General features: G+C 73.8%; 16 protein-coding genes and 2 pseudogenes (1 of these 18 cut by a window edge). 3 read left to right on the top strand and 15 right to left on the bottom strand.

Features of this window, described 5'->3' with window-relative positions:
* Window positions 1-4: 4 nt before the first annotated feature.
* From D450_RS0119550 to D450_RS30660, 3 genes are all read right to left on the bottom strand, one after another.
* The gene (locus D450_RS0119550; protein WP_394296670.1) at window positions 5-496 is read right to left on the bottom strand and encodes a DUF742 domain-containing protein; all 492 of its coding nucleotides are present in this window, start codon (window positions 494-496) and stop codon (window positions 5-7) included.
* Between the two features lie 39 nt (window positions 497-535).
* A complete protein-coding gene (locus D450_RS0119545) occupies window positions 536-937 on the bottom strand; it encodes a roadblock/LC7 domain-containing protein (protein WP_026124247.1) in 402 nt (133 codons plus the stop codon).
* Window positions 938-1,130: 193 nt separating this feature from the next.
* Entirely contained in the window at window positions 1,131-4,409 is a 3,279-nt protein-coding gene (locus D450_RS30660) for a sensor histidine kinase (protein WP_241483218.1), read from the bottom strand.
* Between the two features lie 482 nt (window positions 4,410-4,891).
* Between D450_RS30660 and D450_RS0119535 the strand changes: the two genes are divergently transcribed.
* Window positions 4,892-6,064 carry a M15 family metallopeptidase gene (locus D450_RS0119535; RefSeq protein WP_152520874.1) on the top strand — a complete coding sequence of 391 codons (1,173 nt, stop codon included), beginning with the start codon at window positions 4,892-4,894 and terminating at the stop codon, window positions 6,062-6,064.
* 16 nt (window positions 6,065-6,080) lie between these two features.
* Here the strand turns inward: D450_RS0119535 and D450_RS0119530 are convergent, their stop codons facing one another.
* The 10 genes and pseudogenes from D450_RS0119530 to D450_RS0119485 all read right to left on the bottom strand — a co-directional run bounded on the left by D450_RS0119530 (window position 6,081) and on the right by D450_RS0119485 (window position 15,634).
* Window positions 6,081-6,755, bottom strand: coding sequence for a hypothetical protein (locus D450_RS0119530; RefSeq protein WP_394296671.1), 675 nt, complete (start codon window positions 6,753-6,755; stop codon window positions 6,081-6,083).
* A 71-nt stretch (window positions 6,756-6,826) separates the two neighbouring features.
* On the bottom strand, window positions 6,827-7,102 hold the full coding sequence (locus D450_RS0119525; RefSeq protein WP_017540343.1) for a hypothetical protein: 276 nt from the start codon (window positions 7,100-7,102) through the stop codon (window positions 6,827-6,829).
* Window positions 7,103-7,246: 144 nt separating this feature from the next.
* Window positions 7,247-8,244, bottom strand: a pseudogene (locus D450_RS30655) (LacI family DNA-binding transcriptional regulator).
* The gene (locus D450_RS0119515; RefSeq protein WP_017540341.1) at window positions 8,196-9,737 is read right to left on the bottom strand and encodes a GH1 family beta-glucosidase; all 1,542 of its coding nucleotides are present in this window, start codon (window positions 9,735-9,737) and stop codon (window positions 8,196-8,198) included. Before D450_RS0119515 ends, D450_RS30655 begins: the two are co-directional and overlap by 49 nt.
* Window positions 9,734-10,633, bottom strand: a complete 900-nt coding sequence (locus D450_RS0119510) for a carbohydrate ABC transporter permease (RefSeq protein WP_017540340.1) — start codon at window positions 10,631-10,633, stop codon at window positions 9,734-9,736. The genes D450_RS0119515 and D450_RS0119510 overlap by 4 nt, the downstream gene beginning before the upstream one ends.
* Window positions 10,630-11,541, bottom strand: coding sequence for a carbohydrate ABC transporter permease (locus tag D450_RS0119505; protein ID WP_017540339.1), 912 nt, complete (start codon window positions 11,539-11,541; stop codon window positions 10,630-10,632). The genes D450_RS0119510 and D450_RS0119505 overlap by 4 nt, the downstream gene beginning before the upstream one ends.
* Window positions 11,538-12,755 (bottom strand): extracellular solute-binding protein, encoded by a 1,218-nt coding sequence (locus D450_RS0119500; RefSeq protein ID WP_017540338.1) that lies wholly within the window; start codon window positions 12,753-12,755, stop codon window positions 11,538-11,540. The genes D450_RS0119505 and D450_RS0119500 overlap by 4 nt, the downstream gene beginning before the upstream one ends.
* A 314-nt stretch (window positions 12,756-13,069) precedes the next feature.
* Entirely contained in the window at window positions 13,070-13,912 is an 843-nt protein-coding gene (locus D450_RS0119495; protein ID WP_017540337.1) for a MetQ/NlpA family ABC transporter substrate-binding protein, read from the bottom strand.
* Between the two features lie 85 nt (window positions 13,913-13,997).
* Window positions 13,998-14,681, bottom strand: coding sequence for a methionine ABC transporter permease (locus D450_RS0119490; RefSeq protein ID WP_017540336.1), 684 nt, complete (start codon window positions 14,679-14,681; stop codon window positions 13,998-14,000).
* The gene (locus tag D450_RS0119485) at window positions 14,678-15,634 is read right to left on the bottom strand and encodes a methionine ABC transporter ATP-binding protein (protein WP_026124249.1); all 957 of its coding nucleotides are present in this window, start codon (window positions 15,632-15,634) and stop codon (window positions 14,678-14,680) included. The genes D450_RS0119490 and D450_RS0119485 overlap by 4 nt, the downstream gene beginning before the upstream one ends.
* A gap of 490 nt (window positions 15,635-16,124) precedes the next feature.
* On the opposite strand from D450_RS0119485, the gene D450_RS0119480 reads away from it, so the two are divergent.
* Window positions 16,125-17,138, top strand: coding sequence for a coiled-coil domain-containing protein (locus D450_RS0119480; RefSeq protein WP_017540334.1), 1,014 nt, complete (start codon window positions 16,125-16,127; stop codon window positions 17,136-17,138).
* A 22-nt stretch (window positions 17,139-17,160) separates the two neighbouring features.
* On the opposite strand, the gene D450_RS34030 is transcribed toward D450_RS0119480, so the two are convergent.
* The gene (locus tag D450_RS34030; RefSeq protein ID WP_017540333.1) at window positions 17,161-17,307 is read right to left on the bottom strand and encodes a hypothetical protein; all 147 of its coding nucleotides are present in this window, start codon (window positions 17,305-17,307) and stop codon (window positions 17,161-17,163) included.
* A gap of 422 nt (window positions 17,308-17,729) precedes the next feature.
* Here D450_RS34030 and D450_RS0119470 point away from each other — a divergent pair, with 422 nt between their 5' ends.
* Window positions 17,730-18,554: a DUF3558 domain-containing protein gene (locus D450_RS0119470; protein WP_017540332.1), complete on the top strand. Its 825-nt coding sequence runs from the start codon at window positions 17,730-17,732 to the stop codon at window positions 18,552-18,554.
* Between the two features lie 197 nt (window positions 18,555-18,751).
* On the opposite strand, the pseudogene metE reads toward D450_RS0119470, so the two are convergent.
* Window positions 18,752-19,328, bottom strand: a pseudogene (metE, locus tag D450_RS30650) (5-methyltetrahydropteroyltriglutamate--homocysteine S-methyltransferase); its annotated part runs 1,563 nt beyond the window's last position; the annotation flags it as partial.

Genomic DNA, 19,328 nt, shown 5'->3' with positions numbered 1-19,328 from the left:
CGGGCTAGAGCTTGCGAAGTCCACTGAGCACCCTTTCAAGCAGGTTGACGTTGGGCCGGCTGTCGGATTCGAGCGACGACCGGATCTGCACCAGCCCCTGCTCGGACATGTCGGCCACGAGAACGCGGGCAACGCCGAGCGGGATCCGCAGCAGCGCGCTGATCTCGGCCACGGAGCGCCATTCCCGGCACAGGTCGCCGATGGCCTGGCACTCCGGTGTCAGGGTCGCCATCTCCTCGCGTGCCGCGGCGGTCGCCGAGATGAGCGCCTCCATCGGCAGCTGTGCCTTGGGCTTGGTCCGTCCCCGCGTGACAGCGTAGGGACGGACCAGCGAACTGGGGGAGTTGTTGGCCGGAGGGGGCTGCCGCTCCCCCGGCTGCTGACTGGGTCGTGGGGCGTCGACGCCGCTCGGGGGCGGCCCCGGCGCCGCTGGGGCGCCGGCCGGCTGCTGCCCGAACCACGAGGCGCTCCCGGCATCTCTGCTGTGAGGTGCCACCACAATCCTCCTGTCGGTGGTGGATCAGGGGTGGTGGATTCAGTGCATGTCCGATGTCCGCGCCGCCGGCGTCAGCGCCCGGCCGGCCCGCTCGACGAGAAGGGTCATCTCATAGGCCACCAGCCCCAGGTCGCACTCGGCGGCGGCCAGCACCGCCAGGCACGACCCGTCGCTGATCGCCATGATCAGCATGAGGCCCCGCTCCATCTCGACCACGGTCTGGGCGACCGCGCCGCCCTCGAAGACCCGTGCCGCCCCCTGGGTGAGGCTGGACAGGCCCGAGGCGATGGCCGCGAGCTGGTCGGCCCGGTCGGCCGGGAACCCGGCCGAGGAGGCCAGCGGGAGCCCGTCGGAGGACACGACGATCGCGTGAGCGACATCGGGCACCCGGTTGGCGAAGTCAGTGATCAGCCAGTTCAGCTCGTTCACCGGTTGACTCATCCGAAGTGCTCCTGTCCATCCCGGCCCCCGCGGCGGAGGATCCGCCGTCCGGGCCACGTCGTGCTCGGTAGTGACTTTATGGTGCTGAATGTCGCGATAAGTGCGGATGATGCTAATTCATCACCCACCCGTGATGTCCGGCGGCCCCGCCGGGGCGGGCACCGGCCGCCATGCGCGGGCGCGGGGACGAACACTACCGCTCCCCCTGCGGCCGTTCCCCGGGGGCGGGGCCCTCGCCGCGGTGGAACTCGCCCGTCTGGGTGCGCCCCTCCCGGACCCCGCGCTGCAGGCCCGAGAACCGGTTGCGCACCCGGTCGGCCGAGCGGTTCGGCAGCTGCCGGACGTTCTCCGGCTGCGGCGCCGTACCGGGAACAAGGTTTGCCTTGGGAACGCGTTTTGGCAACCCCGAATCGGTCAGCCCGCCCGCGATGGGCTCCGCCGCGCTGCGCGCGGCCTGCCAGCCGCGGTCGGCGTCGGAGCGCCAGCCGTCCTCGGAGTGGCCCGGTGCCCCCTCCCCGGCCGCCGGGGCCGCGGGCGGCGGCTCGGCGGCGGGCTGCGGCGCGGCCGGGGCCTCGGGGGCCTGCGGGGCCCGGGGGGCCTGCGGCTCTTGCGAGGCCTGCGGGGCCTGCGGGGCGGCAGCGCCCCTGGACGCGTGGGCCGGCATCGGTCCGGTCTCCGGGCCGGAGGTGCGGCGCTTGAACCAGTTGGACTCGATGGCGTCGAAGATCGGCAGCGCCTCCGACCCGCTCTCCGGCGAGGGCGGGACCACCGTGTTCTGCCCGGCGCCCTGGCCGCGCCCGTAGCGGCGGGACAGGTAGGCCGTGGAGCCGTACCCCTCGCGCGCCTCGGGCTCGGCGACGCCGCTGTCCTCGGTGCCGCGCCAGGACTCGGCGACCTCCGCGGGCCGGTCCTGCCACCAGCCGTGGCCGTCGCCGGGGCCGGATCCGGCCGCCGGGGCGGGGGCGGCGGGCGCCTCCGGAGGCGTCTGCGCCGGGGGCTCGGCCGCCGGTTCGGGCCAGGGCCGGGACTCGCGCTGGGGCTGGGTCTCCTGCGACCGGTCGTCGGCCGGGCCGGGCGGCGGTGCCGCCGGGAGCGGCCCGGTGCCGGTCGGGTCGAACAGCGACCCGGCCGAGCGGCTCTGCCCCGGCGCGGAGGCCGGCGGCTCCGGTGCGGGCGGCTCGGAGGGGGTGGAGGGGGCCGCCGAGGCGCGCCCGGTGTTCCACCCGGCCGACCACAGGTCCTCGCCGGAGGGCGGGTGCTCGGCGGAGGCCTCGCCCGGCTCGCCGCCGAGGTTGCCGCCGGGGCGGCGCTTGGGCAGCGGGTCCTCGCCGTCGGCGCCCCAGGGGTCGTCCGGCTCGGCCGCGGCCGGGGTGGCCGCGAAGGCGGCGGTGGCCTCGGCGTAGGTGTCGGGCACCGCAGGGGCCTGCGGGAGCACCGGGGCCGCGGGGTCGACCGGGGTGATGAGCAGGTCGGGGGAGAAGTCGGCGTAGGCGGTGATGCCGCCGCCCTGGGCTTGGCCCAGCCGGACCCGGATGCCGTGCCGCGCCGCCAGGCGGCTGACCACGAACAGGCCCATCCGGCGGGAGACCGCGACGTCGATCACCGGGGGCTCGGCCAGGCGGCGGTTGGTCTCCTCGATCTCCTCGGGGGCCATGCCGATGCCGCTGTCGGTGACCTCGACCCGGGCGCCGCCGTCGTCGAGCACCCGCGCGGTGACCGAGACCTGGGTGTCGTGCGAGGAGAAGGAGGTGGCGTTCTCCACCAGCTCGGCGACCAGGTGGATGACGTCGTTGACCGGGCGGCCCAGGACCGACACGTCGGAGGGGGCGCGCACGTTCACCCGGTCGTACTGCTCGACCTCGGAGACCGCGCCGCGCAGCACGTCGACCAGCGGGACCGGCTGGGCCCACTTGCGGGTGTTGTCCTGGCCCGAGAGCACCAGCAGGTTCTCGGCGTTGCGCCGCATGCGGGTGGCCAGGTGGTCCAGCTGGAACAGGTCGGACAGGCGCTCGGAGTCCTGCTCGCTCTGCTCCAGGCCGTCGATGAGCCGCAGCTGCCGCTCGACCAGGGTCTGGCTGCGCCGGGAGAGGTTGACGAACATGGCGTTGACGTTGGAGCGCAGCGCCGCCTCCTCGGAGGCCAGGCGCATGGCCACCCGGTGGACCTCGTCGAAGGAGCGGGCGACCTCGTCGATCTCGTCGCGGGTGCCCACGTCGATCGGGGACACCGTGACCCGGTCGGGCGTGGTGGTGGTGTCCTTCATCCGGCTGATGGAGTCGGGCAGGTCCCGGTCGGCGACCTTGAGCGCGCCCTCGCGCAGCAGGCGCAGCGGCCGCAGCAGCGAGCGGATCACCATGGAGGTGACGGCGAAGACCGCGCCGATGACGGCCAGCACCAGCGCCGAGTCGATCAGCGCCCGCACCAGCGCCTGCTGGCGCAGCTCGCCGGCCTGGTCGATGACCAGGCCGGCCATCTTGTCGTCGCCCTCCTGGGCCAGCGAGAGCGCCTCGTCGGAGACCTCGGCGTAGCCCTCGGGGCTGTCGGCCCGGGTGCCGCCGCTGAGCTCGGTGCCGTTGTCGGCACGCATCAGCACCCGCTGGCGGGTGGTGATCATCTGGCTGACCTCGAGCCCGGTGAAGGTGGACTCGTACATCTGGCGCTGGCTCGGGGTGGCGCTGGCGCTGAAGTTCTGCATCTCGTTGTCGTAGCGGGACCGCGTGTTCTGCACGGCCTCCTGCACGCCGCCGGACATCGATCCGCGGATCAGCGAGTGCAGCATCAGCGCCGACTCGTAGGACAGGTGCTCGCGGGCGCGGTTGAGCGAGGTCATCGAGCGCACGCTCTCGCGCAGCCCGGTGTCGTCGGTGCCCTCGGCGATGGTCTGGTTGAACTCGTTGAGGGCGTTGATCACCTGGCGGTACTTGGTGGCCGCCGGGAGCACGGTGATGGTGGAGGTCTGCACCTCGTCGCGGACCCCGTCCAGGCCGTCCAGCGAGGAGACCATCCGGTCGCGCCGGTCCTGGGCGAGCTCGCCGCCGACGTCGCCGAGGCCGGCCAGCCGGTCGGTGACCGCGGTCTGGGCCCGGGTGGTGGCCTTGATCTGCTCCTGCAGCTCGCGCTCGAGCTCGGAGGAGCGGTCGTCGGGGTTGCGGTCGTCGGCGATGTAGGCCGCGACGGCGCGCCGCTCCTTGCCCAGCTCGGTGGTGAGCCCGACGACGTCCTTGCCGAGGGTCGCCATCTGCTGGATGTTGTCGTGGGTGACGGTCTCGCCCACGTTCTCTCCGACCCGCAGCCCGCCCAGGACCAGCGCGGTGGCGGTGGGAATGACGATCAGCGCGACCAGCCGGGTGCGCACCCTCCAGTTGCGCGGCGCCCACCAGCGGCCGGCGCGTACGGGGGGAGCCGCGCCCTCCTGCGGGCCGCTCTGGGCCTGCGGGGCGTCGGCCTCGGTTCTCGCCGCTCGTGTCGACACGGACCCTCGCAACCTTTCGTTCACCGCCTCGGGTGATGGACGTGGCCCTCATGCGGGGGCGGCCCGCGCCCGGACGGGGCGAGGGGGACTCCGGTGGACACCGCCGGTCCGTGGGGGCCCCGGCGGCGGCCGCTCGACGCCGAGGGTGGGGGGACGTGCGCGCCGGGGCCCGCCTCATGAGGGGGTGAGGCGTGGTGCACCACGATCTGAAATGGGGCACTTGGGGAGCACAGCGTACCAATTCGCCCAGCCGCGTCACCTCCCCCCGACCACCGCCGCGCCCGTTTCGGGCCGACCCCCTAGTGGTCGGCAACGGCCCGGAACCCGTACCGGGCCCCGTGATCGCGCAGGTCCGTCCGGGCCGCGGGACCGGATCGGGGGCGGCTCATAACTTTTCAAACACACCGGACGGAAGCCACGTTCACGTCACTGCACCATGACACTCTGTCACCCAGAGGGGCCGTTCTCCGGGGGGAGTGTCAATGTCGTGGCGGCACAACCGTCCGAATCGTTCGCCGCGTGCGCTCGCGGCCGCACTGTGCGCGGGGGCGTTCCTGGCCGTCCCGCCGGCGCCCGCCGGGGCAAACGCACAGGACTCCGCGGCGCAGGTGCGCGCCGCGCTGGCCGAGGTCCGGGCGGACATGGACGCGCTGCACGAGCGGGCCGACGAGGCGGTGCGCGACCACATGGACGAGTCCGAGCGGCTGGAGCGGGCCGAGCGCCGGGCCCGCTCGGCCGAGCGGGCCGCCCGCCGCGCCGCCGAGCGCGGGGAGCGGGTGCGCGCAGAGGCCGCGGGCCAGGCGGTGGCCGCCTACACCGGCGCCGACCTGGGGCCGCTGGTGGCCTGGAGCAGCCCGCGCGGCCCCCAGGAGGCACTGGACCGGGCCTCGTTCCTGTCGGTCCTGGCCGAGCGGCGCCAGGACGAGGTGGACCGCGCGGCGGCCGCGGGCACGGCCACCGGCACGCTCAGCGACCGCGCCGACAAGGCCCGGGACGAGCGCGCCGACGCCGCCGAGGCGGCGCGCGAGACCCGCGAGGACGCCGAGGCGGCCCTGGAGGACCGACGCGAGGACTTGCGCGGGCTGCTGGCCGAGCAGTCCCGCCTGGAGGAGGAGCTGCGCGAGCAGCAGGCCCGCCGGGCGCAGGCCGGCCCGGACGGGGCGGACGGGGCGGAGCCGGAGGACGAGGGTGACGAGGGGGACGGCCAGGCGCAGCAGCGGACCTCGGGGCAGGGCGACGGCGAGCGGTGCGAGGGCGGGGACACCTCCGCGCACGCCAACGGCCGGATCCCCGAGTCGGCGCTGTGCCCCCTCCCCCAGCCCGGCGAGCGGCTGCGCGCCGACGCCGCGGAGGCGTTCATCGCCCTGGACGGCGACTTCCGGGAGCACTTCGGCCGCCCGATGTGCGTGGCCGACTCCTACCGCCCGATCGACGAGCAGGTCCGCCTGTACGAGGAGAAGGCCGCGGGCATGGCCGCCGCCCCCGGGACGAGCACGCACGGCCTGGGGCTGGCGGTCGACCTGTGCGGCGGCGTGGAGACCGACGGCTCCGCCGAGTACCGCTGGATGCGGGAGCACGGCCCCGGGCACGGCTGGCACAACCCCGAATGGGCGCGCGACGGGTTCGAGCCCTGGCACTGGGAGTTCGAGGGATAGGGACGGACCGGGGCGCTCAGGCCTGGGCGCCCACGCGGATCTCGAAGACGCCGAGCACGTCGGCGTCCACGTTGAGCTCCTCGCCCTCTTCCAGGGGGCGCGTCGCAGGGGCCAGGGACACCGCGAGCGCGGGACCCCCCTGTGCCGGGGGGACCTCCGGCAGGGCGACCTCGGCCGCGGCGACGGGCGCGCCGTCCACCTCGGCCCCGACGCGGACCGGGATCCCGGCGGCGAACTCCTCCGGGGTCACCAGCGCCGGCCCGATGCTCAGGGCGGCGGGGACGCCGTCCCCGGTGCGCCATAGGCAGGCCGCGGTGTACCCGAGCAGCCTGCCGGACTCCCCCGCGGCCGCGGCCGCGCCCGGCTCGGCCGTCAGCGCCCCCGCCCCCGCGGGCATCGGGACGCCGTCGTCGGTGCCGCGCACCAGCCCGGGGGCGATCTCCAGCGGAGGACCGCCGGCGACGGCCGCCGCGACCGGGCCCGAGGGGCGCACCGGGGCGCACAGGCGGGTCTCGAACTCCACGATGATCTCCACCGGGTGCTCCAGGGCCTCGTCGTGCGCCGCCCGCACCGCCGCGGCGCCGGCGTCCAGCAGGCCGGCCGGTTCCCGGCCGCCGGGGTGCCCGAAGACGCACCCGTCGTCGATCACCCCGGCCCGCTCCGCGCCTCCGGTCGGCGGAAGGTAGCTCACCCAGCGCACGTGTCCCCCGTGGTCGTCCGTGGTCGTCGTGGCAGCGGCGCACCGCGCGCCGCGGGACGAACCTACCGCCCCGCCGGGTCGCGGCGGCGCAGGGGAGCCTCCGGCGGCTCGCCCGGGGGGTTGTGCTCCTTGCCGGTGCCCGCGCACATGCGGCAGGACTCCTCGACGACGGTCCACTCCACGACGCCGCCGTCGGCCGCCGGGCGCTCGGCGCGCCACCGGCCGGTGCCCGCGCAGAACCGGCAGGCCGGGCCCTCCCGCGCGCACCACCGGCAGTGCTCGATCGCGCATCGGGAGCGTGGGCCCTCCTCCGGTGAGCGCTCAGGCCGAACCGCCATAGCCCGTCCCCCCGCAAGGATTCCGTCGCCCGCGCCGCGCTCGTCCCGACTCCGCGGCGCGCCCCTCCCGCGGCGTGCGCGGAGGCGTGCTCAGCGTTGCACAGCGCCTCACCGCCAGTCCAGAGGGGGTGGTGCGATCGGTGCTCAGCCGGACGCGCGCACCACCAGGCGCGTGTCCAGCACCACCGACCGCGGGCGCGCGCCGGGCCCCTCGTCGATGGCGGTGTCGGCGAGCACCCGCGCCATCTCCCCGCCCATCCGCTCGGTGGGCTGGTGCACGGTGGTCAGCGGCGGGTCGGCCAGCGCGGCGGCCGCGGTGTCGTCGTAGCCGACCAGGGCGATGTCCTCGGGGACCCGCCGGCCCGCCTCGCGCAGCGCCCGCAGCGCCCCCAGCGCCATGTCGTCGGAGGCGGCGAATACCGCGTCCAGGTCGGGGGAGGCCTCCAGCAGGGCGCGCATGGCGCGCGCGCCGCTCTCGTGGCTGAAGTCCCCGTGCACGGTGAGCTCGGGGGGATCGGGCAGGCCGGCCTCGGCCAGCGCCAGCCGGTGGCCGCGGAGCCGGNCTGGCCGGCCGCCATGTCGGCGGGCCCGGCGACGGTGGCGATGCGCCGCCGCCCGCCGTCCACCAGCCGGCGGGTGGCCGAGGCCGCCCCGCCGACGTTGTCGATGTCCACGTAGTGCACCGGGTGCCGGGGCGGGTGCAGCGGCCGGCCGCCGAGCACCACGGGCAGCCCGGCGCCGGCCAGCCGGTCCGGAAGCGGGTCGTCGGTGTGCAGCGAGACCAGCAGCACCCCGTCCACGTGCCCGCCGGTCAGGTACTCGCCCAGCCGCTCGTGGTCGCCGGGGGTGCGCGCGGTGGCCAGCAGCAGCTGCAGCCCGCGGGCGGTCAGCACCGCGCTGACCCCGCGCACCACCCCGGCGAAGAACGGCTGGTCGAACAGGCGCTCCTCGGGCTCGGAGACGACCAGGGCCACGGTGTCGGTGCGCCGGGTGACCAGCGCACGCGCGGTCCGGTTGGGCGTGTACCCCAACTCGGCGATCGCGGCGCGCACCGCGTCCCGGGTCCGCGGGCTCACCCGGCTGGACCCGTTGATCACGCGGGACACCGTCCCCCGGCCGACCCCGGCGCGCCGCGCCACCATCTCCAGGGTCGGCCTTCGCTCCTCGCCCATCGCTCACCCCTCCGCGGGCTCCGCGGCNCCGCGGCGGCCCCCGCCCCCGCCGCGGCGGCCGCCGCGTACCAGCGGCCGCTGTCCTTGACGGTACGGCGCTGGGTGGCGAAGTCCACATGCACCAGCCCGAACCGCTGGGAGTATCCCCAGGCCCACTCGAAGTTGTCCAACAGCGACCAGGCGAAGTATCCCTTGACCGGAGCCCCGGTGCGCACCGCCGCGCGCACCGCCAGCAGGTGGTCGCGCAGGTAGTCCACCCGCTCGGTGTCGCGCACCCGCCCGTCGGGGCCGAGCTCGTCCGGGTAGGCGGCGCCGTTCTCGGTCACGTACAGGTCCGTGCCGGGGGCCTCGGCGGCCAGCCGGGTGAGCACCCCGTACATGCCCCGCGGGTCCACGCCCCAGTCCATGCCGGTGCGCCGGTCCCCCAGCGGCAGCAGCACCGCGGGGGCGGTGCCCACCAGCGCCGGGTCCGGCCCCGTCCCGGCCGCCGCGTCCCCGGCCGCCTCCCGGTCCGCGGCCACGGCCTCGGCCGAGTAGTAGTTCACCCCGATGAAGTCCAGCGGGGCGGCGATGGTCTCCAGGTCGCCGTCGGCCACGAACCCGAAGTCGCTGACCGGGGCCAGGTCCTCGCGGACGTCGGCAGGGTAGGCCCCGCGCAGCAGCGGCCCGGTGAACAGGCGGTTGCGCACCCCGTCGGCGCGGCGCACGGCGTCGATGTCCTCGGGGACCGGCCGGTACGGCACGAACTCGGCGGGGTTGAGCACGATGCCCACCCGCGCACCCGAGGCCCGGCGCAGCTCCCGGGCGGCCAGGCCGTGCGCGAGCAGCAGGTGGTGGGCGGCGGCCAGGGAGGCCGCCGCGTCCTGCCGCCCCGGGGCGTGGATCCCGGCCGCATACCCCAGGAAGGCCGCGCACCACGGCTCGTTGAGGGTGGTCCAGTCGGTGATCCGGTCGCCCAGGGCCTCGCCCATGACCGCGGCGTACTCGGCGAACCGCAGCGCGGTGTCCCGGGCCGGCCATCCCCCGGCCTCCTCCAGCTCCGAGGGCAGGTCCCAGTGGTAGAGGGTGGGCCAGGGGGTGATGCCCGCCTCGAGCAGCGCGTCGGTGAGCCGGTCGTAGAAGTCGATCCCGGCCGGGTTGGGCGCGCCCGTTCCGCCGGGCACCGCCCGCGGCCAGGAGACCGAGAACCGGTAGGCGCCCAGGCCCAGCTCCCGCATGAGGGCGATGTCCTCGTGCATCCGCCGGTAGTGGTCGGCCCCGGGCTCGCCGGTGTCCCCGCCGAGCACAGCGCCGGGGCGGGCGCAGAAGTCGTCCCAGATGCTGGGGCCGCGCCCGTCGGCGCCGGTGGCGCCCTCGACCTGGAACGCCGAGGTGGCGGCGCCCCAGACGAAGCCCTCGGGGAAGCGGGCGGCGGCGCCGGCGGGGGCGGTCTGCCGGGCGGTGGTGTGCGTCGTTGCGGTCACGCCTTGATGGCACCTTCCATGATGCGGCCGACGAGCTGGCGGCCGAGCAGGACGAACAGGATCAGCAGGGGCAGGGTGGCCAGGGTCGCGCCGGTGAACATCAGCGCGAAGTCGCGTGCGTAGGCCGACTCCTGGAGCTGGTTGATGGAGAACTGGACGGTCGGGTTGTCGGGGGTGAGCACGGCGATCGCCCACACGTACTCGTTCCACACCGTCATGAAGGTGAGCAGGCCGAGCACGGTCATCGCCGGCCGCAGGGCGGGCAGCACCACACTCCAGAAGGTGCGGAATGTGGAGCATCCGTCGATGCGGGCCGCCTCAAGCAGCTCGTCGGGCACGCCCTGGGAGACGTACTGCCGCATCATGAACACGCCGAACCCGCTGACCAGGAACGGCACGATCACCGCCTGGAGCTCGCCGCGCCAGCCCAGCCACTCCATGAGCACCAGCAGCGGGATGATCCCGACCTGCACCGGCACCGCCATGGTCAGCACCACGGCCACGGTGAAGAAGGTGCGCCCCTTGAAGCGCAGCTTGGCCAGGGCGAACCCGGCGAGCGAGCAGAAGAACACCACCGACAGGGCGACGGTGCCCGAGGCGATGAAGGAGTTCATCAGCCCTGTGCCGAAGTTGGCCGAGGTCTCCCCGAACAGCCGCTCCAGGTTGTCGTCGAAGCGGTCGCCCGGCGTCAGCACCGGGGGGAAGCGGGCCGCCGCGTCGGTGGTGCGGGTGGCGATGACGAACATCCACCACAGCGGGAACACCGAGACGAACACGGTGAGCAGCAGGCCGGCGTAGGTGAGCGGGGAGGCCTGCCGCAGCCGGCGCAGGCGCCGGCGAAGCGGCCCGGACCCGGGCCGGCGGGCGGTCGCTGCGGTCGCGGTCGGGGTGGTCACGGCGCCCCCTTGATGGTCCGGGCCAGCAAGGCGTTGACCGCGCCCAGAACGACGATGATCCAGAACAGGACCCAGGAGACAGCGGCCCCGTAGCCGTAGTCGCCGTAGCGGAACGCCTCCTGGAAGACGAGCATCATCACGGTCTGGAACTGGCCCTGTGTGCCGCCCTGCATGGCGCCGCCGGTGTCGAACACGGCGGGCTCGGTGAACAGCTGCATCTGGCCGATGGTGGAGATGATGACGGTGAACAGGATGGTCGGGCGCAGCATCGGGATGGTGATCTGGAGGAACTGGCGGATCCGCGAGGCGCCGTCCAGCGAGGCGGCCTCGTACATGTCGCGCGGAACCGCCTGCATGGCGGCCAGGTAGATCAGCGTGTTGTAGCCCAGCCACCGCCAGTCGATCATCACCGCGATGGCGACCCAGGAGGAGAACCGGCCGCCGCGCCAGTTGACCGGGTCGATGCCCACCATCCCGAGGACCTGGTTGATCAGCCCGAACTGGGTGCCGAACAGGGTGGAGAAGACGATCGCCATGGCGGCGATGGAGGTGACGTAGGGGATGATCAGCGCCATCTGGAACAGGCCTCGGCCCCGGATGGCGCGGTTGAGGGTGTCGGCGATCAGCAGCGCCAGCATCAGCTGGGGCACCACCGCCACGACGAAGATGCCCAGCGTGTTCAGGAGCGCGTTCCAGAACTTGGCGTCGGAGACCAGCCGGGCGTAGTTGTCCAGCCCGGCGAAGCCCTCGTTGCCGCCGATCAGGCTCCAGTCGTGCAGCGACACCCACACGGTGTACAGCAGTGGGAACAGGCCGAAGACGCCGAAGAGGAGGAAGAAGGGGGCGATGAAGAGATAGGGCGCCCCCTTCGTGTCCACCGCGGCGCGCAGGCGGGCGAAGCGTCTCACCCCGCGGCCCGCTCGCTCTCGGCCACCGCCGTCTCCCAGGCCTCGTCCGGCTCGGCCTGGCCCTGCTCGACCGACTCCAGGGCGGCGCGGAACGCGTCGTCGACGGCCTGGGTGTCGGGGCCGTAGTAGACCGGCTCCAGCTCCATGGCGGTGGTCGCGTAGATCTCGCCGACCGGGGCGTCGTTGAAGTAGGGCCGGGTGAACTCGAGGACGTCGTCGGACTCCAGCGCCTCGGGCGAGGACGGCAGGGTGTTGGCCTCGTTCCACGCGCCGAGCTGCCCCTCGGGGCTGGTCAGGAACCGGGCGAGCTCCGCGGCCTCCTCGGGGTGCTCGCTCTGCTCGGGGACGGCCAGGAAGGAGCCGCCCCAGTTGCCGCTCCCGCCGGGGACGGCGGCCACGTCCCAGCGGCCGGCGCCGGCGTCGCCGGCGGTGTTCTCGATGTGCCCGAGCATCCAGGCCGGGCAGGGCAGGGTGGCGAAGGCGTTGTTCTGGATCCCGGAGTTCCACTCGTCGGACCAGATCGGCAGGTTCGCCGACAGGTCGGACATGGACACGACGGTGTCGTAGGAGGCGCGGGTGTCCTCGTTGGACTCCAGCACCAGCTCGCCCTCCTCGTTCTGGAACGGCGCGCCTCCGGCCTGGGAGGTGACCGCCCGGAAGTAGGGCTGGATGGTGGAGACGAACGCGGCGCCGGTCTCGGCGTCGGCGAACTCCTCACCGGTGGAGATGAAGTCGTCCCAGGTGGGCCAGAGTGCGGAGACCTCTTCGCGGTCGGTGGGCAGGCCGGCGTCCTCGAAGAGCTGGGTGTCGTAGCACATGCCCATGCTGCCGATGTCGGTGCCCAGACCGACGATCTTGCCCTCGGGGGTGGTGCCCTGCTCCCACTTCCACTCGAGGAAGTCGCCTTGCATCTCCGCGGCCCCGTGCTCGGCCAGGTCCACGAAGCGGTCGTCCTGGGCGAGGAACTGGGCGATGTTGGCCTCCTCGATGGCCACGACGTCCCCGGCGCCCGAGCCTGCGGCGATGTTCTGCTGCAGCTGGGGCGTGTAGTCGGCCGTGTCGGTGACGTTGCGCTCCTCGACCGCGATGCCGGTCTCCTCCTCGAACTGCTCGAGGAGCGCCTCGTAGCCCATCACCCCGAAGGTGTCGATGGTCAGGGTGACGTCGCCGCCTCCGCCGTCGCCACCGCCTCCGCAGGCGGTGGCCATCAGCATCGCGCCGCCGGCGGCCGCGGCCGTCAGGGAGGTTCTCAGGGAGGGTCGGGCGGGGCGCGTGCCCGCGGCACGCGCGGCACGGTACGGGGTACCCGGTGTTCTCATGTCCGGCCTCGCTCGTCAAGGGTGCTTGTGGGGTGGGGCGCCCCTCTCCCCCCGGTATGGGAGCGCTCCCACACAGTGGACGCCGTCACACCGTCCGGCGTCAATGCCCGCTCCGCTGCGGTTACGCGACCGTTACACCACCGGCGGCCCGCATCCCCGGACGGGATGCGGGCCGCTGCGGACGGTGACCGGGGCGCGCCCGGCCGGCCTCACTCCTGAGCGCCGCCGACGGGGATGACGACCCCGTCCCACTGCTCCTCCATGTACTGCTTGACCTCGTCGCTGTGCAGCAGCTCGTTCAGGGTGGCCACGGCCTCGTCGTCGGCGTCCTCCGAGCGCACGACCAGCCCGTTGGCGTAGGGGTTGTCCTCGGTCCCCTCGAAGGCCAGCGCCTCGGCCGATGAGGACAGGTCGGCCTCGATGGCGTAGTTGCCGTTGACCGCCGCGGCGTCCAGGTCCGGAAGCGAGCGCGGGAGCTGCGCCGCCTCGGTCGGGACGATCTCCAGGTCCTGGGGGTTGTCCTCGATGTCGGAGTCGGAGGGGTTGTCCCCGGCGTCCCCGGCCAGGGTGATCAGGCCCTCGTCCTCCAGCAGCTTCAGCGCCCGGCCCATGTTGGCCGCATCCCCCGGCACCCCGATCTGCGCGCCGTCCTCCAGGTCGGCCAGGTCGTCGACCTTCTCGGAGTACAGCCCGAACGCCTCCAGGTGGACGTCGTCCAGGTAGGCCAGGTCGGCGTCGGGGTTGCCCTCGAGGAAGTCGTCCAGGAAGGGGCGGGTCTGGAAGTAGTTGGCGTCCAGGCTCCCCTCGACCAGCGCGGCGTTGGGCTGGTTGTAGTCGGTGAACTCGGTGACCTCGATGTTCAGCCCGGCCTCGGCGGCCAGGTTCTCCTGGATGTAGGAGAGCACGTCGGCGTGCGGCAGCGGCGTGGCGCCCACGGTGATCGTGGTGCCCCCGCCCGATCCGCCGTCCTCGGCGGCGCGCTCGCTGGGGGCGCCGCAGGCGGCGGTGGCCGCCAGTGCCGTCGCGCCGATGATCGCCAGGGTCCTGTGCACCTCGGGTCTCCTTGCTGTCCGTGCTGCGGGTGCAGCGCTGGTGGTGTGCGGGTGTGGTCGGGTCTGCGCGGGGGCCGCGGCGGGGTCAGCGGCGCGAGAGGCGGCGGATGGCCAGATCGCCCAGGCTCTGCGCGGCCTGGACGATGACCACCAGGAGGATCACCGTGGCCCACAGGTAGTAGTCGTCGAAGCGCTGGTAGCCCTCGCGGATGGCGACGTCGCCCAGTCCGCCCCCGCCGATCGCCCCGGCCATGGCCGAGTAGGAGACCAGCGCGACCACGGTCATCACCAGGCCGGCGATGATCCCGGGCAGCGCCTCGGGGAGCAGGACCTTGCCGACGACGGTGGTCTTGCGCGCGCCCATGGCGTGCGCGGCCTCCACCACGCCCCGGTCGACCTCGCGCACCGCGGTCTCCACCAGGCGCGCGAAGAAGGGCACGGCGCCGATGCTCAGCGGCACGATCGCGGCGGTGGGCCCGAGCGTGGTGCCGGTGAGCAGGCGGGTCAGCGACAGCACCGCCACCATCAGCACGATGAACGGCAGCGAGCGGCCGATGTTGACCACCGCCCCCAGCAGCGCCTTGAACCAGGGGGCCGGGGTCAGGCCGCCGCGGTCGGTGGTGACCAGCAGGACCCCGATCGGCAGCCCGAAGGCCACGCTGAACAGCGTGGACCACAGCACCATGTACAGGGTGTCCAGCGTGCCGTAGTAGAGCGTCTCGCTCATGCCGGGCAGCCGCTCGGCGAACTCGGTGAGGACGTCGATCATCGGGCCGCCTCCTGGACCAGCAGGCCCTTGTCGGCGAGGAAGCGCAGCGCGCCCTCGCGGCGCTCCCCCTGGATCTGCACGTTCAGCCGCCCGACCGAGGTGCCGGCCACCTGCTCGACGGCGCCGGCCAGGATGTTGACGTCCACGTCGAAGCGGCGGGTGACCTCCGAGACCAGCGGCTCGTCATAGGCGCGCGGGTAGGTCAGCGCGACCGCGTCCGGGGCCTGGGTGGGCGGCAGCGGGAAGAGCGCGTCGGCCAGGCGCGAGCCGGGCGTGGCGATGAGGTCCAGGACCCTGCCCGCCTCCTGGAAGGCGCCGTCGGCCATGATCGCGGCCGAGTGGCAGACCTTCTTGATCACGTCCATCTCGTGCGTGATGAGCAGGATGGTCAGTCCGAGCTCGCGGTTGAGGTCGGCGAGCAGCTCCAGGATGGAGTCGGTGGTGTCGGGGTCCAGCGCCGAGGTCGCCTCGTCGCTCAGCAGCACCGCCGGGTCCGAGGCCAGGGCGCGGGCGATGCCCACCCGCTGCTTCTGGCCGCCGGAGAGCTGGGCGGGGTAGGCCTTGGCCTTGTCGCCCAGTCCCACCAGGTCGAGCAGCTCGGCGACCCGGGCGGCGCGGCGGCGCCGCGGCACCCCGGCGATCTCCAGCGGGAAGGCGATGTTGGCGGCGACCGTGCGCGAGGAGAGCAGCGCGAAGTGCTGGTGCACCATGCCGATGCCGCGCCGGGCCCGGCGCAGTTCGGCCGCGCCCAGCGCGGTCAGGTCGCGCCCGTCGACGACCACGCGGCCCGAGGTGGGGCGCTCCAGGAGGTTCACGCAGCGCAGCAGGGTGCTCTTGCCGGCGCCGCTCTGGCCGACGACGCCGTAGACCTCCCCCTGTTCCACGGACAGGTCGACGCCGTCCAGGGCGGCGACCCTGCGCTTGCCGACGGGATAGACCTTGTGCAGGTCCACGGTTTCGATCACGGGTTTCCTCGGCGTTCGGCCCTCCGGTCGGGAGGGCGGACGGCTCCGGTGCGGGGCCGCGGTCCTGGTGCTGCGGGCACGGCTGAGCGGCCTTGCGCGTGTGGGCCCAGGTCAGAGCATGGGGCACCGGAGGGGCGGGAAGCGGGGCGACGCGCGGTGCTCCGGAGATCGGTCCGGGCCCGGTCGCGGAAAGGGTGGTTACGCCGGCATCAGGCGACAGCCGCCTGCCGGACGGTGCCACCCGGGGCACAGCCGACGACCGCGCGGCAGGGCGCGGAGAGCGGGGCTGGCGAGTTCATCGACGTTCACGCCGCCCACGTAACCACATCAGACGGCAGAAAACGAGAACGAACCGGACGAAAGGTGCGTTAGGTTCACCACAAACCGGCGTTCCGTTGGCGCGCGCCCGAAACTCCCTTTAATGTCTGTCGTGCGCATGCGCGGTCCGCGGACCGCCGACCGAGCAGCCGAGGAGAGCGTGGACGTGGCGGACGACCGGACCGGCGGCGACCCCTACGCCGACTTCTGGGCCCCCGACCCGCCCTGCCCGCGCGAGGGGGCACCGCGCGCCGGGAGGCGCAGGGGCCTGGGCGCGGTGCTCGCCGCGGCGCTGCTGGCCGCCTCCCCGATCGCGCCCGCCTCCGCCGTCCCGGCCCCCCGGCCCGCCGAGAGCCTGGACGAGCTGCAGGAGCGGGCCGACCGGCTCAGCGACGACTACAACGGCGAGCTGCGGGACATGGAGGCGGTCTTCGAGGACGCCGAGAAGGCCCAGGAGCGCGCGGACACCACCCGCGAGGAGGTGGAGGACGCGCGGGACCAGGTGCGGCAGCTGGCCATCGCCGGCTACACCAGCTCGGGCCTGGAGCCCTCGCTGACCGTGTTCGTCGAGGAGGACCCCCAGCGCCTGATCGACCAGGCCCAGATCATCGGGCACCTGTCCGGCAACCACCAGGCGCGCATCGACGACCTGGAGAAGGCGATCGAGCGCGACGAGAAGGCCAGTGACAACGCCCGGGAGAAGGCCGAGAAGGTCGAGGAGGACCTGGAGGAGCTGGAGGAGCGCCGCGAGGAGGTCCAGGGGCTCATCGCCGACCACCCCGAGCAGGAGATGGGGCCGCCGGACAACCTCACCCCCCGCACCCGCCAGATGCGCGACCTGGTGCGCGAGAAGTTCGGGGACAACAAGGAGCACGGCGGCTACGGCTGCTACCGCCCCGACGGCGGGTACGTCGTCGGCGAGCACCCCAAGGGGCGGGCCTGCGACTTCATGGTCGACAAGAACGGGCAGATGCCCTCACAGGACCAGATCGACCACGGCTGGGACATCGCCCACTGGGCGCAGGACAACGCCGAACGGCTGGGGATCATGTACGTGATCTACCGTCAGCAGATCTGGGACGTGCGCCGCGACTCCGAGGGCTGGCGCGACATGGCCGACCGGGGCTCCATCACCGAGAACCACTTCGACCACGTGCACATCTCGATGTTCTGAGCGGCGGCGCGCGGGGGCGGGGTCAGCCGCCGAAGACCGGCGCGTACATGAACGCCATGCACCCCGCGGCCAGGGCCAGCACCGCGCCCACGGCCAGGATGAAGACCAGCCACGCCCAGAACCCGTGCCGGGGCGCGCCTCCGCCGCCGTTCGCACTGTCATCGGTCACCGGCCCACGGTAACGCCGCACCCGCGGACAGAGGTCTCGTTCCGGCAACGATCACCGGGGGACGAGGGGCGTATCCGGCGCATCAGGCACGGAACCGCCACGAATCCGTGACGATGCGGCCCGAACCCGCCTCCGCCCCTCTGCCTCCCGGGGGCGGGACGCTAGGATGCCGAACCCGGGGCCCGCCTCCTGCCGAGACCAGTCGCGGAGGGACGCCCGTGGAGTGGCGCGCCCGGCGCCCGGCTCCACGTTTCCCACCGGAATGGGGAACCGTGAGGACGCCTGCCGGCGTCTCACGAAAAGTTTCAGTCACGCAGGTGGCGAGGGGAGTCATGAGCGAAAACGGACCATACGGACAGCAGCCCGGCTTTCAGCCCCCCTATGGGGGGTCCGGACCGCAGTACCCCCCTCAGGACCAGCAGATGTACGCGGGCGGGCAGCCTCCCTACGGCCCTGGGGGGCCTGTCGGTCCCGGCGGCCCCGGCGGCCCGGGCTACCCGCCGCCGAAGAAGAGCAGCGCCGGGCTGTGGATCGTCATCGTCGGCGGCGTCGTCATCGTGATCCTCGTGATCGCCGTGGTCTTCATGCTGATCCGCGGCGGCGGGGATGAGGGGCGGGAGCCGCAGGGCGGCGGCGAGCCCACCCAGGGCACCGAGGAGACCACCGCGTCCGAGGAGCCCGCGGAGGACGAGGAGACCCAGGCCGCCGGCCCGCAGGGCGAGCCCCCCTACGAGCTCCCCCAGGACCCGTGCGCGTCGCTCTCGGAGTCGACCCTGGCCGACATCGGCGGCCGGGAGGGCAGCAAGTCGCTCACCGACTCCTCCTCGGACTGCACCTACACCCTGGAGGGCGAGGGCGACCAGAGCGGGTACGTCTCGGTCACCTACCAGGTGCCCTACGGCGGCTCGGACTCCATCGAGGGCGCCAAGGAGCGGTTCCAGAGCAGCCTGGACCGCGCGACCGACGAGAGCAACGACATCATCGAGACCGAGGTGCACGAGGTCGACGAGAAGGTCGACGTCGGCGAGGAGGCCGCCCTGGTCTTCTCCACGCAGAAGATCCTGCGCACCAACGACTCGGTGGCCACCCTGCTGGTGCGCCAGGGCAACATCGTCATGACCGTCGACTACACGATGACGCCGGGCTACCAGGCCGACGAGAGCGAGCCGGCCCCGCTGAAGTACGACGACGTCAAGGACCTGGTCCCGGAGCTGGGCGAGGAGGCGCTGGGCCAGATCGGCGCCTGAGCGCGGGTCCCCGTGTGAGAAGGGGGGTGCGGGCCGTCCGGCCCGCACCCCCCTTTCCCGTTCTCTCCTTCCGGTCACCGCCCCGCTCGTGCCTCAGCGGGGCGCGGGGCTCACCCGGCCAGGTCGGCGCGGACCCGGCGGGCGGCCTGCACCATGTTCCGCAGCGCCGGCTCGATCTCGGCGTAGCCGCGGGTCTTGAGGCCGCAGTCGGGGTTCACCCACAGCCGCGCCGGGTCGACCGCGCGCAGGGCGGTGCGCAGCGCCGACTCGATCTCCTCGGCGGAGGGCACCCGCGGGGAGTGGATGTCGTAGACCCCCGGGCCGATGCCCCGGCGGTAGCCGGAGCGGTCCAGGTCGTCCACCAGCTCCATGTGCGAGCGGGCCGCCTCGACGCTGGTCACGTCCGCGCCCAGCGCCTCGATCGCGCCGACGATCTCGCCGAACTCCGAGTAGCACATGTGCGTGTGGATGAGCGTGCGCTCGCCCACCCCGGAGGTGGCCAGCCGGAACGAGCCCACGGCCCAGTCCAGGTACTCCTGGCGCTCGGAGGCGCGCAGCGGCAGCAGCTCCCGCAGCGCGGCCTCGTCCACCTGGATGTGCCGGATGCCCTCGCGCTCCAGGTCGGCGACCTCGTCGCGCAGGGCCAGGGCCACCTGGCGGGCGGTGTCGGCCAGCGGCTGGTCGTCGCGGACGAACGACCAGGCCAGCATGGTCACCGGGCCGGTGAGCATGCCCTTGACCGGCTTGGAGGTGCGCGACTGGGCGTAGGTGGCC

Origin of the sequence: Nocardiopsis halophila DSM 44494 (genome assembly GCF_000341245.1) — a bacterium.
Lineage (GTDB): Bacteria > Actinomycetota > Actinomycetes > Streptosporangiales > Streptosporangiaceae > Nocardiopsis_A > Nocardiopsis_A halophila.
Note: the sequence above shows the minus strand (reverse complement) of the source record. Positions and strands in the feature narration are given on the sequence as shown.

What these genes read in the sequence shown, in the direction of transcription:
- D450_RS0119545 (WP_026124247.1), bottom strand. Translation starts at nt 937, where the DNA reads ATGAGTCAACCGGTGAACGAGCTGAACTGGCTGATCACTGACTTCGCC.
- D450_RS0119490 (WP_017540336.1), bottom strand. Translation starts at nt 14,681, where the DNA reads ATGATCGACGTCCTCACCGAGTTCGCCGAGCGGCTGCCCGGCATGAGC.
- D450_RS0119525 (WP_017540343.1), bottom strand. Translation starts at nt 7,102, where the DNA reads ATGGCGGTTCGGCCTGAGCGCTCACCGGAGGAGGGCCCACGCTCCCGA.
- D450_RS0119500 (WP_017540338.1), bottom strand. Translation starts at nt 12,755, where the DNA reads ATGCTGATGGCCACCGCCTGCGGAGGCGGTGGCGACGGCGGAGGCGGC.
- D450_RS0119470 (WP_017540332.1), top strand. Translation starts at nt 17,730, where the DNA reads ATGTACGCGGGCGGGCAGCCTCCCTACGGCCCTGGGGGGCCTGTCGGT.
- D450_RS0119535 (WP_152520874.1), top strand. Translation starts at nt 4,892, where the DNA reads ATGTCGTGGCGGCACAACCGTCCGAATCGTTCGCCGCGTGCGCTCGCG.